Source organism: Mangrovibacterium sp., assembly GCF_041596335.1.
In the GTDB taxonomy this organism is placed as follows: domain Bacteria; phylum Bacteroidota; class Bacteroidia; order Bacteroidales; family Prolixibacteraceae; genus Mangrovibacterium.
On the sequence record NZ_JBFHIT010000046.1, the window covers coordinates 23,411 to 37,051 of the forward strand.

Genomic DNA, 13,641 nt, shown 5'->3' on the forward strand with positions numbered 1-13,641 from the left:
TAAAATTTAGTCGGTCATTAACCTTTGACTTTAGGAGACAAAAAACATGGGATTGTTTTCATTTTTAACTCAGGAAATTGCGATTGACCTGGGAACAGCCAATACCATCATTATACAAAACGACAAAATCGTGTTGGACGAACCATCGGTCGTCACCATCGACTTGAAAACGGAGAAGCTTTTTGCCATTGGCGAGAAGGCCCGTCAGATGGAAGGCCGGACACCGCCCAACCTGAAAACGATCCGTCCGCTACGCGATGGTGTGATCGCTGACTTTAACGCAGCAGAACAGATGATTCGCGGGATGATTAAAATGATCAACCCAAAGCAACGACTGTTTTCACCTTCGTTGAAGATGGTTGTTTGTATCCCTTCCGGTTCAACGGAAGTGGAAATCCGTGCGGTTCGCGACTCGTCGGAACATGCCGGGGGACGCGAAGTGTACATGATTTACGAACCAATGGCTGCTGCAATTGGTATTGGATTGGATGTGGAGGCGCCCGAAGGAAACATGATTGTTGACATCGGTGGTGGTACGACCGAAATCGCTGTGATTTCACTCGGTGGTATTGTGACCAATAAGTCAATCCGGATCGCCGGTGATGATTTAACAGCCGACATTATGGAATACATGCGTCACCAGCACAACATTAAAGTCGGTGAACGTACAGCCGAAGATATCAAGATCAATGTAGGATCGGCTCTTTCGCAACTGGAAAATCCGCCGAACGATTACATTGTGCAGGGGCCAAACCAAATGACGGCATTGCCAATCGAAGTACCTGTTTCCTATCAAGAGATTTCGCATTGTCTCGAGAAATCGATTTCAAAAATTGAAACAGCGATTCTAAGTGCATTAGAATTAACTCCTCCGGAACTATATTCCGACATCGTAACCAAAGGGATTTATCTGGCTGGTGGTGGTGCTTTGCTCCGCGGGTTAGACAAACGCTTGTCTGAGAAAATTAATATTCCGTTCCACGTTGCCGACGATCCTTTGCGTGCAGTAGCTCGCGGAACCGGAATCGCACTTAAAAACGTTGATAAATTCTCTTTCCTGATCCGGTAATCCCAGAGCAGGAAAGAGCAAACTTTCCGTTGAATGAGAGGTTTGTTACGCTTTCTGGCGCGAAATTATTTCTTTTTATTGTTCCTGTTGCTTGAAGGCCTCAGTATTGGACTGATTGTGAACTACAATAACTTTCAGCGCGTTACGTTTTTCAACTCAAGTAACAGCCTGACTGCTTCTATTTACAAACAATTTAATAGTGTCACGAGTTTTTTCTACCTGCAACAATCAAATGCTGAGCTGGCAGCAGAGAACTCACGCTTACGCACACGCCTGGAACTTCTCAAACAGAGTTTCATACCGATTGACTCAGTCCAAATTATTCAGGACACTCTTCCTGCCCAGGCACGGCAGTTTGATTTTATTGCGTCGAAAGTAGTGAACAACTCGTTTATCAAACAGTATAACTACGTCACCATAAACAAAGGAACTGCCGATGGCATAAAAACCGACATGGGCATTATTGGTCCAAGCGGAGTTGTCGGTATTGTAACCAGTGTTTCGGAACATTATGCTACCGGTCCAACAATCCTGAATAAGCGGTGGAAGGTCTCATCCAAGATTAAGAATTCGAACTACTATGGTTCGCTGGCATGGGATGGTTTAGATCCGGAGTACGCAACGCTGAATGAAATTCCCTTTCATGTGCAAATGAATGTTGGTGACACCATCGTGACCAGTGGATTTTCGGATGTTTTCCCTGAAGGAATTCCAGTTGGCATCATCGAAAAATTTGATCACGCCAGTGGACGCAACTTTTTCGACATTTCGGTTCGCCTGCTCACTAATTTTGCGAACCTGAGCTATGTTGAAATAGTCAAAAACAACCATCTTGAAGAACTAAACGATTTACAGGAATTAAATTCATATGAATAGCGGTGTCCTAAGATATACAGCCTCATGGGTAATTCTGGTATTAGTCCAGGTACTACTGCTAAATCACATTCAGATTAGCGGATTGATTAATCCCTATCTCTACATTCTGTTTATTTTGATACTCCCGTTTAATACTCCCAATTACCTACTATTAATTCTGGGGTTTTTGTTGGGATTGAACATTGATATATTTTCCAATACACTTGGGATCCATGCCTCGGCCACAACTTTTCTGGCATTCGTCCGACCATTTGTTATCAACCTGATTTCGTCGCGGGATGTATTGGAGTTAAACCAGGCGCCAAAGATTTCGGAACTAGGGTTTGCTTGGTTTTTCCGCTACACATTGATTCTGGTCGTCATACATCATTTCTTCTTGTTTTTCATCGAGGTGTTTTCCTTCAGTGGATTCTTTCATACACTTATGCGCATTGTTTTTAGTTCTGTTTTGACCATTGTGCTCGTCATTATCAGTCAATATCTGGTTGCTAAAAAATAAATGCTGTGGATAGATTCGCCAAACGAAAATACATAATCGGAGCCATATTTGTAATCATAGGATTCATCTACATTCTCCAGCTGTTTTCCATTCAGGTTATTGATAGTTCGTATAAACAGTACGCCACTAAAAACGTTCTTCGCCGGGTCATCAACTATCCGGCCCGAGGCTTGATTTATGATCGCAACGGAAAACTGCTGGTTTACAACAAAGCGGCTTACGATTTACTTGTTACCCCACGCGAGGTATCAGCGTTCGACACTGTTCAGCTGTGCTCTATTCTGAAAATTGAGAAAGAGGTACTCGTGGATGAATTAAAGAAGGCGAAGAAATACTCCCGTTACAAACCTTCGGTTATCGTTAAACAGCTATCGCCCGAAATGTATGCGATGTTGCAGGAAAAGCTCTACAAATACCCGGGGTTCTTTGTTCAATCGCGTACACTTCGTGAATACGCCCGCCCAATTGCGGCGCATATGCTTGGCTATGTTGGCGAGGTTAATCAATCGCAGATTGCCAAAGATGGCTATTATTCACAAGGCGACTACATTGGAGTAACCGGCATTGAGCGAACCTACGAAAAAGAGCTCAGAGGGCGCAAAGGGATGAATTTCTTCCTTGTTGATGTACACAACCGACTGAAGGGAGCCTATAACGAGGGAGCAAACGATTCGGCCGCAATCCTTGGTAATAATCTGATATCGACTATCGATAGAGACCTGCAGACCTATTGCGAGCTACTAATGCAAAACAAACGAGGAGCAGTAGTCGCGATAGAACCGGCAACCGGTGAGATTCTCTGTTTTTTCAGTGGCCCTGATTATGACGCGAATTTGCTGGTTGGTCGCGAACGGAGTAAAAATTATTCGATTCTTCTGAATGACTCTTTGAAACCATTAACAAACCGAGCCATATCGGCAGCCTATTCACCCGGATCAACATTTAAAACAATTAACGCTCTGATTGCTTTAGAGGAAGGAACGATCACCGATCAAACCTCGGTATCCTGCAGTGGGAAAGCGTCCTCTCCCATTCGATGTACACATAATCACGAATCGCCGATCAGATTGGTCGGAGGTATCCGCGAATCGTGCAACCCATACTTCTGGAGCACATTCAAATCAATTATAAATAAATACAAAACCTCCGAAGAAGGATATAAAAAATGGCGTGAACATGTTATGAGTTTTGGACTGGGCACCAGGCTCGGCACAGAATTCTATGGTGAATCTACCGGGAACATTCCGGAGTCATCCTACTACAACCGCTTCTTTGGTAAAGGGAGATGGAATGCGCTAACGATCCGATCGTTGGCAATCGGTCAGGGTGAAATTATTGAAACACCGCTACAAATGGCCAATCTTGCTGCGGTCATCGCAAACCGGGGGTACTACATCGATCCACACCTTGTCAAATCCATATCCGATCCCGATAATTCGATTCGTGAACTCGAGTTTTCGCGCAAAAATACCTCAATTCATCCGGAGCATTTCGAGAAAGTGATTGAAGGGATGCTGGAAGTTGTTGAAAGAACGAACACCCGTTATACAGCACGTGTTGACAGCATCGATATTTGTGGAAAAACCGGAACAATCCAAAATAGTCATGGCTCCGACCACTCAGCTTTTATTGCTTTTGCTCCGATGAACAATCCTAAAATTGCCATTGCGGCATTTGTTGAAAATGGTGTTTGGGGAGCCAGATACGCAGCACCTATTGCCAGTTTGCTTATTGAGAAATATCTGAACGATACGATTAAAGGAAACAACCGGATCGCCTTGGAAAAGAAAATGATTGATGCAAATTTGTTAAACCCGATACAACCCAAATAATGGCAAGCAGAAACAACACATGGGCAAATATTGACTGGCTAGTTGTCGGCTTATACCTGGTTTTGGTATTTCTGGGCTGGATTAGCATTTATGCGGCAGTTTACGACGAAGAGCACAGCAGCATATTGGACATGAGTCAGCGCTACGGAAAACAGTTACTGTGGATTATCGCTGCCCTTGTATTAGGCGTAACAATCATCAACGTCGACAGCAAATTCTTTGTGTCATTTGCCTACGTCATTTATGGGGTTACTATTCTATTGTTGATAGCTGTTCTGATGATCGGATCGGAAGTAAAAGGAGCTAAATCCTGGTTCCAGATTGGAGGTTTCGCCTTTCAACCGGCTGAAGTCAGCAAGTTAGCTACCGCCCTGGCGTTAGCCAAATTTACCAGCTCCTACAACTTCAAACTCGAAAAGTTACAATCGTTACTTATAATCGGGGCAATTCTGGTTATCCCCATCGCTTTAATATTTTTACAAAACGATACCGGATCAGCCCTGGTATTCGTCATCTTTTCGTTTGTACTCTATCGCGAGGGTCTTTCCGGTGTCATTCTATTCATGGGGCTTTTGGTTGCTATTGTATTTATCCTCACCCTCATGCTGGAACCGCTGGTAACCATAACCATTTTAACGATCTGCGCGATTCTGGTTCATTATTTTACCACCCGCCATTTTATTGATGCTCTTAAAGCGGTTGGCATTTCAGCCAGCATCTTTATGAGTTTCTGGCTAGCCAATACACTGCTCAAGTTAGATTTCAGCACCACCAAAATCATCCTTCTCTCGGCCATTTTGTCGAGCATTATTTTTGGAATCTACGCTCTCCGTCAACGACTGAACCAGATACTTTTGGTTCTATTGATTTACCTTGGTCTGGTGATGCTTACATTCTCGGTCGACTATGTATTTAATAATATACTCGAGCCTCACCAGCAAGCCCGAATCGATGAATTACTGGGTATAAAGTCCGATCCTTTGGGTGTGGGCTACAATGTAAATCAATCGAAAATAGCGATTGGTTCAGGTGGTATGTTTGGCAAAGGTTTCCTGAATGGCACACAAACCAAATTCAACTTTGTACCGGAGCAGAGTACCGACTTCATTTTTTGCACTGTTGGCGAAGAATGGGGCTTTGTGGGGACAACCACCATTATCCTGTTATTCCTGGCTCTGTTAATCCGGCTGATCTATATGTCGGAACGCCAACGTTCAGTATTTAGCCGGGTTTACGGCTACAGTGTAGCCTGTATCTTGTTTTTCCATTTAGCGATCAATATTGGAATGACAATTGGCCTGGCCCCCGTAATCGGTATTCCATTACCGTTCTTTAGTTACGGAGGCTCCTCGCTTTGGTCTTTTACGATTTTACTCTTTATTTTCCTTCGCCTAGACTCAAACCGGACTGAAAAACTAAGTTACTAGACTTATCTGCCAGCCCACTCTGATTTAGCCTTTAGAATGAAGACGTTTCAACGGCTTGCACCATTTTGGGCCGCAACATGAGACCTATCTTCGATATTCGAGTGTTTGGTAATAGTCGTCGACTATCCGACTAACCAAAGGTCGGTAGTAACGCCAAAAGAAACTGTGTCGCTCACTTATATTCTTACTGTAAAACATCGATTCGATGGAGTCAATATATTTGAATTTTGCCTTGCTCATCGAGATTGGGTTGTCGGCAAAATCTCCTGCAAAATAGTAAAACGGATAATCAGCTTTACGCTTGATCACCGCTGGAAATTCTGCCGGAATATGCCAACGCCGCAATATCGAGTCACCCTTCTGATTATGTTCGATCCTATAATTAGCTACAATCTGATTAACACTATCCGTAGAACAGATATCAAACCAAAACGGATATTTGATTTTATCAGCAAGCTTGTAGTAGCTGGCGTATTGTCTGCCCGTATAAATAACCGGCACCTCGTTCTCCAGATGGGTTTCATCCTCGAGAATCACAATCCGGTCGTCTTGCCGCACAAATACTATACCCGACTTCGTAAATGGCCATTCATTATTATTCTGCTCCATGTAGTTACGAATCAACCAAGGCGGAAGATCCCTGTTGGCTACTGTATCCAAACGACCAAAATACCGACCAACCCAACCACTCCACTTAACATGAAACTCCTCTTCCCATTTTTCCCGAAGCCGGTAGGGCGTTGGAGATGCCACGATATTAAACTCGTTTATAATTAGCTTTTTACGATCCTTCATTTTAGTCAAAAAGACCAGTTCATTCTCTGAAAGCCCTCCATACATCAACGAAGACCGCTCCCCCAATCTTCCGGCCTTCTCTTCCGGCTTTATACTCGGATATTCATTTAACCACTCATTCCAATAAATCCCATAGAGATCGGTATAGTAGGCCATGTCAAACCGATCGGCAAGCAAGTCCAACTCGTTATCGGTTTTCTGCTCCAAATCCTCTGTCGTAAATCCACCTTTACCATCGGGGAAAAAACCATAATAATCGTCCTTCGCCGAATAAAAATCACCGTCGTTTTTCACATATTTATGATGTTTCAAAACCCAATTCAACGACAAATGCTCCTGTCCATGTTGCGTTAAAACAGTTTTATCCAGAATAAAAACATCCATCTCCTTCTTCTCACCGTAAAACCAGAGTAACCACATGATGAAAGGAGAAATTATAAGGAGGAAAAGAACAATTAAAACTACTTTTTTCATAATGCTGAATAAAAATTAAAATGTTGCAACCCAGGCCGACGATACAAAGTCAACCGACCACCAAGTTGAAAGTGACGGGTAGATTTCAAAAAGTTTGCAAATTAACCATATTTTATATACCCCGCAGTTAAAGAGCCATTGATAATTGCATTCTGTTACCGGAAAATTATTAATTAAGAGATAACCGACACTCCCCCCCAAAACAATTATCCGTTGCAACGGTATCGTAACTAATTTCAAGAATTAGTTTCGTTACCAGTAAGTTGATTTTTCTCCACCGACGAGATGGTATTCCGCGGCCGGCTTTTAGTTACGGAGGGCACCGATGCTGAGTTCACGATTTAGCTCTTTATCTTTTCGTCGGTTCTATTCAAACCGACCCAAAAAAACCAAACCAAACAACGACAATTTGCAACCGCGATCTGGTGAGTTGCAAGGATTGACGATCTCGGGAGCAAAATTATTTCCATTTCGGCAAGGTCACTATTTTCGCTTATTTCGTTTGTGTCTTCGGTAGAAAATGTAAAAAATAAACAACAAGGCAGGTACAACTAAGTAAAGAATAACGTTGAACAAGGACGGTTCGACAGGCTCGGGCACGGGAGGAGGATAGTGTGTGGGAGTTTGGGCCATAGCTACTATACCAACCAGCAGCATTAACATTGTGATCACTAGTTTATTTTTCATGGCAGATTCGTTTAATTGTCAGACTTCCTATAATCAAAGCAATTAAACCAACGGTTTGTTCAGCCACTCATCCTTCTCTCAGAAATTCAAACAGATGGCGTTTCAATTGCCCTTCCTCCTTTAAACACCATTGTCAATAGGCGAAACAGCCAGAGCCCGACCTTATTTTGCGGCTTTCAAAATCTCAACTTTAAAGGATTCCTCCGAATGTTTTACCAGATCCGCAAAAAAATGATCGAATAAATCCTTCAATTCCGAAAAATTAGTTTCCAATACATTAATTGCGTTTTCGGTTTGATCGGGCAAGCTGGTGCGGTGAGCCATAATGTGGAGTGATGTTTGGATGCCATCAATCCGTGCATAGCTTTCCAGTCGTTTGTGCTGAATGAGAAAAGGAAGAAACCCTTTTACCCGTATTGGTAATTGAAAAAAATTGGAAAGCAAAACAGCATGAACGTGCTTGGAGAATTGCCGCAACGTATGCGGACAATAGTCGAGCCAATATCTGGCTAAAAAATGGTCGAAAATCACGTCGGTAACAATGCCGGAGTATCGCCCATAATACGGTCGGAAAAACTGACCTGCATCTTTCACTAATGGATGATTATCCGTAAACGAATCAATTGCCCGATGAAGCAAAACGCCGCGTTGAACCTCGTCCGAAAACCGAAGATACTGCTGGCCTTTCACATAATCGCCGATGAAATTTCCTAAGAGTAACTCATCCGATTCGCCTGACAAATATAAATGAGCCAAATAATTCATGTCTGTTGATCCGATAAATGCAATAACCCCTCAAAAGAGAGGATGTTCACTCGCTGCCTTTCGAATCGGCAACCTTTTCCCTTGTTAAACGCGGCAATTTGGCTGCTGATATCAAAACGACTCCCAGAACAGTTAACGCGCCCCCCACCAATTGATGCACCAACGGGAAAGTGCCAAAGTAAAGGAGACTGCCAATTAGTACAAACACGACCTTCATGCTTTGAACGATCGACGATTTCGAAACTTCGATATAGTGAAATGAATAGTAAATTAACAACAAAGCAATAAAAGGACCGATTGTGGCGCCGATAGCGATATTCATAAAAGCGGTTGCCGAGATCTGGAGCGAGGGCCGAAAGTAGAGCACCATAACTCCTGAGAAAAGCAACAACCAAACCGAACGATTGGTATTGATAATTTCGGGCGACATTTCCCGAACATTCACTTTGACAACAATTGAGGCTATGGCCGCGAAAAGTGCATTGAGCAGCACAATGCCGGCGCCGGGAATGAAAAACTCACTCAGACTAGTCCCACCCTGGTAGCTTACAATAAAAGCGCCGGCTAGTGCTAAAAAAGCGCCAACGGCTTCCATTCGGCTGAACTTTTCTTTCAACAACACAACGCCCATCCCGGTGAGGATTACCGGGTACAAATTACCCAGGAAACTGGTTACCGTTGGGTCGGGAATAATTTGGATTGACCAGAAAAAGAAACTTGTTGTGAGAATTTCCAGGATTCCCAACGTAAGCAATGCTTTCAGCTGTCGTTTGCTCAAGGCAGTCAAAAACCGATGATGTTTCCGATAGACAAGCCATGCGACATTCAACAATGCTGCCAGCGCAAACCAATACAAGCCAAACAAACTGAGGTGAACCTCATTCAGCGCTGCTTTACTGAAAATATAAATATTGGAAAACGCGATTGTAGCGACTACTGCATACAAATATCCTTTGAGTCGGTCTGCTTTCATAAATCTCACTCAATTTGTTGTGGGGTTAAATGTACAAAAATAAGAAAGGCTTCACTCTCACAGAATGAAGCCTTTCGCTATATCGTAACACGGACTAGCTTACAAACGCGCTTTAATGGCTTTTGTTTCAGCTTCGAAACCCGGTTTTTCCAACAAGGCGAACATATTCTTTTTATAAGCCTCAACTCCCGGTTGATCGAATGGGTTTACATTCAAAATATAACCGCTAATTCCACAGGCAATTTCAAAGAAGTAGATCAACTGACCGAGGTAGTATTCGTTCAATTTTGGCAATTCGATTTGCATGTTTGGAACTCCACCGTCAACATGGGCAATCATTGTACCAAGCTCGGCCATTTTATTTACTTCGTCAACCCGTTTACCCGCAAGGAAATTCAGTCCATCCAGGTTTTCAGGATCGGTTGGAATCCGAACCTCACGATCGGGCGAAGCAACAGAAATCACTGTTTCAAACAGCTTGCGTTCACCTTCCTGAATGTATTGCCCCATGCTGTGCAGGTCTGAAGTAAAGTCAACGCTGGCAGGGAAAATACCCTTGCCTTCTTTACCTTCACTTTCACCGTACAACTGTTTCCACCATTCAGCAACGAAGTGCAGTTTTGGGTTATAATTCACCATAATTTCAACCAACTTACCACTACGGTAAAGCTCGTTACGAACCGCTGCATACTGAGCGGCCATATTATTTTCGAAAGCAACTTCGGGGCCAGTTGCTTTTTCCATATCAACAGCTCCTTGTACCAAAGCGCGAATATCGAATCCGGCAACAGCGATAGCTACCAAACCAACCGGAGTTAAAACAGAATAACGACCGCCTACATCATCCGGAATGACGTAAGTTTTATACCCTTCAATTGTTGCCAATTTGCGCAATGCACCACGCGACTCATCAGTAACCGCCACGATCCGTGATTTTGCTTCGTCCTTGCCGTATTTGTCTTCAATGTCCTGTTTCAACAAACGGAAAGCAAGAGCCGGCTCAGTTGTGGTACCCGACTTTGAGATTACTGCCATGGCGTATTCTTTTGTTTTCAAAAGCTCGCGCAACTCGTACAAATAATCTTCGCTAATGTTTTGTCCGGCAAAAATAACGTGAGGCATTTTGCTTCCTTTCAGGTGAGCAAAGCCGTCAGAGAGGGCATCCAATACAGCTTTGGCTCCTAAGTAAGAACCACCGATACCAACGACTACGAAAATGTCGATATTTTTAGCCTGAAGTGATTTTGCAGTCGCCTCGTAGTCGGCCAATTCTGCCTCGCTAATTGAAGTAGGCAGATTAACCCAGCCCAGGAAATCGTTTCCTTTGCCGGTCTTATTGTAAAGTGCCTCGCTATGTTTTTTAATCTCATCGGCATAAGCATATACCGACTCCTTGGAAATAAAATCGAATGTTTTATCGAATTTCAAACTAATGTTTCCCATAGGTTTTATCTATTAAATTTATTTAAACTATCTGTCTGTTCCATGAAAACCTGAGCAATCTGAATCCGATCGTTGATCCGCTTGCTAGCGGAGCTTTTCTGTCAACCGTCGAATCTCGGCAGCGGGGTTTTCGCCCCCGTACAAAATATTGTAAACTGCCTCGCAAATGGGCAGATTGACTTTATAATCCAGATTAATTTCGTGAATCGATTTGGTGGCATAATACCCTTCTGCAACCATGTGCATTTCCAGCTGTGCAGTTCGGGTGGTGTAGCCTTTTCCAATCATTGTTCCAAAGGTACGATTTCGCGAAAACTGGGAATAAGCTGTCACTAACAAATCTCCCAGATATGCTGAACTTTTAATATCGCGTGTTATTGGGTGAACCTTATCAACAAATCTTTTAATCTCCTGAATGGCATTAGCCACCAAAACCGCCTGAAAATTGTCGCCATAGCGCAATCCGTGAACAATTCCGGAGGCAATAGCGATGATATTTTTCAGCACCGAAGCATATTCGGTTCCATAGATATCATCCGACACATGCGACCGGATGTACGGACATTCCAGTTTAAATGCAAAGTCACGGGCTCGTCGTATGTCCGGGCAGGCAATCGTAAGGTATGAAAGACGCTCCAACGCGACTTCTTCGGCATGACAGGGCCCGGCGATAACACCAATTCGCTCGTAAGGCAATTTAAACTTCTCATGCAGGTACTTTCCTACGATCTGATTTCCTTCGGGCACAATACCTTTGATGGCAGAAACGATGTACTTTTTACTAATGTCGACTGTAAGTTCAGACAAGGAGCTATTTAAGAATGCAGAAGGAATGCTGATCACCAACAGGTCAGACTTTTCAAACACCTCATTGATATCGGAATAAAAATCAATCCGATTAATATCAAATTCAACCCCTCTCAGGTAACTCGGATTGTGTTTAAATCGCTTAAACTGCTCAATATTATCCGGACTTCGGAAATACCAACCAATTCGATCAACATTATTTAAGAGAATCTTAGCCAGAGCAGTTGCCCAGCTACCGCTCCCGACAATTGCTATTTTGGGTTCAGTAAACATATGTATATATGGTCAACGGTTAGGCGATCCAGCCGGTCACTTCGTCCATCGATGGATTTTGCAATCCTAATTTATTTTTCTTGTTATATCCACAAAGGTCGTTAAACAGCTTTCCTGCTTTAGCTTCTTTTAGCGCATCTACTTTTTTTATGCCCATTTTTCGGAGAACCTCAATCCATTCGGTCGGTACTCCGGCTGCTTCAAATTTCTCATCCGAGTCAGCATCCGCTTTCTTTTCCGGTTTCATTTGCGGGAAGAACAGGACATCCTGAATCGATAGGTTATTGGTCATGAACATCGTTAACCGGTCAATTCCAATCCCCATTCCCGATGTTGGAGGCATTCCGTATTCCAATGCACGAAGAAAATCCTGATCAATAAACATCGCTTCATCATCACCTTTTTCCGAAAGCTTCATTTGATCCTCGAAACGTTCACGTTGGTCAATCGGGTCATTCAATTCGGAATAAGCATTGGCCAACTCTTTTCCATTTACCATTAGTTCGAAACGCTCTGTCAAGCCTTCGTGTTCGCGGTGTTTTTTCGTTAGTGGCGACATTTCAACCGGATAGTCGGTGATGAAAGTTGGTTGAATGTAGTGATGCTCACATTTCTCTCCAAATATTTCATCAATCAGTTTTCCTTTTCCCATTGTTGGGTCGGTTTCGATCCCTAACTTATCGCAAATCTCGCGTAACTCAGTTTCCGATTTGCCGGCAATGTCGTAACCAGTATGATGCTTGATTGCCTCGTACATAGGAACGCGCGGATACGGACGTTTAAAGTCAATTACTTTGTCACCAACCTGTAATTCAGTTTTCCCATGTAGTGCTAAGGCAACGCGCTCCACCATTTCTTCGGTGAAGTTCATCATCCATTTATAGTCTTTGTAGGCGACATAAATCTCCATGGCCGTAAACTCCGGATTATGAGTCCGATCCATCCCCTCGTTACGGAAATCTTTCGCAAATTCGTATACGCCTTCGAAACCTCCTACGATCAACCGTTTTAGGTAAAGCTCGTTGGCAATACGCAGATATAATGGGATATTTAATGAATTGTGATGCGTGATAAACGGACGGGCTGCTGCTCCTCCGGGAATGGACTGCAAAATCGGAGTTTCCACCTCGAGATATCCATGTTCATTGAACATCTGACGCATTGTGTTAATGATCTTTGCTCGTTTCACGAACACGTCTTTCACCTGCGGATTAACTACCAGGTCGACATACCGTTGACGGTAGCGTTGCTCCGGATCAGTAAAAGCGTCATAGACAACTCCATCCTTTTCTTTCACAATCGGTAATGGACGCAAAGACTTACTCAAAACAATCAATTCTTTTACATGAACTGATTTCTCGCCCACCTGAGTGGTGAATGCGAAGCCTTTCACGCCAATAAAATCGCCAATATCAAGCAGCTTTTTGAAAACATCATTGTACAGGGATTTATCCTCGCCGGTACAAATTTCGTCGCGGTTAACATATAACTGAATCCGACCAGAGTCGTCCTGTAATTCAGCAAATGAAGCCTTCCCCATAATCCGGCGACTCATGATACGCCCGGCTAAAACCACCTCCTGGAAGTTTTGCTTTTCAGGTTCAAATTCAGCCTTAATTTCAGCTGTTTTGGCGTTTACCGGAAATTCGGCTGCAGGATACGGCTCGATTCCCAACTCTCTTAACCTTGCCAAGGAATTTCTCCTGATAACTTCCTGTTCG

Annotated in this window: 11 protein-coding genes; 5 read left to right on the top strand and 6 right to left on the bottom strand. The window is 43.3% G+C overall.

Annotation, left to right across the window (positions count from 1 at the left end; all coding sequences use genetic code 11):
• Window positions 1-46: 46 nt before the first annotated feature.
• The 5 genes from ABZD21_RS14835 to rodA are packed head-to-tail and all read left to right on the top strand — an operon-like array spanning window position 47 to window position 5,703.
• Window positions 47-1,069, top strand: coding sequence for a rod shape-determining protein (locus tag ABZD21_RS14835; protein ID WP_372775845.1), 1,023 nt, complete (start codon window positions 47-49; stop codon window positions 1,067-1,069).
• 33 nt (window positions 1,070-1,102) lie between these two features.
• Entirely contained in the window at window positions 1,103-1,945 is an 843-nt protein-coding gene (gene mreC / locus ABZD21_RS14840) for a rod shape-determining protein MreC (protein WP_372775846.1), read from the top strand.
• Window positions 1,938-2,444, top strand: a complete 507-nt coding sequence (locus ABZD21_RS14845; protein WP_372775848.1) for a rod shape-determining protein MreD — start codon at window positions 1,938-1,940, stop codon at window positions 2,442-2,444. The genes mreC and ABZD21_RS14845 overlap by 8 nt, the downstream gene beginning before the upstream one ends.
• A gap of 5 nt (window positions 2,445-2,449) precedes the next feature.
• The gene (mrdA, locus tag ABZD21_RS14850) at window positions 2,450-4,276 is read left to right on the top strand and encodes a penicillin-binding protein 2 (RefSeq protein WP_372775849.1); all 1,827 of its coding nucleotides are present in this window, start codon (window positions 2,450-2,452) and stop codon (window positions 4,274-4,276) included.
• A complete protein-coding gene (gene rodA / locus ABZD21_RS14855; RefSeq protein ID WP_372775851.1) occupies window positions 4,276-5,703 on the top strand; it encodes a rod shape-determining protein RodA in 1,428 nt (475 codons plus the stop codon). The genes mrdA and rodA overlap by 1 nt, the downstream gene beginning before the upstream one ends.
• A gap of 84 nt (window positions 5,704-5,787) precedes the next feature.
• On the opposite strand, the gene ABZD21_RS14860 is transcribed toward rodA, so the two are convergent.
• From ABZD21_RS14860 to lysS, 6 genes are all read right to left on the bottom strand, one after another.
• Window positions 5,788-6,972, bottom strand: a complete 1,185-nt coding sequence (locus ABZD21_RS14860; protein ID WP_372775852.1) for a hypothetical protein — start codon at window positions 6,970-6,972, stop codon at window positions 5,788-5,790.
• A gap of 849 nt (window positions 6,973-7,821) precedes the next feature.
• The gene (locus ABZD21_RS14865) at window positions 7,822-8,424 is read right to left on the bottom strand and encodes an ACP phosphodiesterase (RefSeq protein ID WP_372775853.1); all 603 of its coding nucleotides are present in this window, start codon (window positions 8,422-8,424) and stop codon (window positions 7,822-7,824) included.
• Between the two features lie 46 nt (window positions 8,425-8,470).
• Entirely contained in the window at window positions 8,471-9,397 is a 927-nt protein-coding gene (locus tag ABZD21_RS14870; protein ID WP_372775854.1) for a DMT family transporter, read from the bottom strand.
• Window positions 9,398-9,496: 99 nt separating this feature from the next.
• Window positions 9,497-10,840, bottom strand: a complete 1,344-nt coding sequence (locus tag ABZD21_RS14875; RefSeq protein WP_372775855.1) for a glucose-6-phosphate isomerase — start codon at window positions 10,838-10,840, stop codon at window positions 9,497-9,499.
• A gap of 84 nt (window positions 10,841-10,924) precedes the next feature.
• Window positions 10,925-11,920: an NAD(P)H-dependent glycerol-3-phosphate dehydrogenase gene (locus tag ABZD21_RS14880; RefSeq protein ID WP_372775856.1), complete on the bottom strand. Its 996-nt coding sequence runs from the start codon at window positions 11,918-11,920 to the stop codon at window positions 10,925-10,927.
• A gap of 19 nt (window positions 11,921-11,939) precedes the next feature.
• The coding region (gene lysS, locus ABZD21_RS14885; RefSeq protein ID WP_372775857.1) for a lysine--tRNA ligase at window positions 11,940-13,641 on the bottom strand (1,702 nt) is incomplete at its 5' end.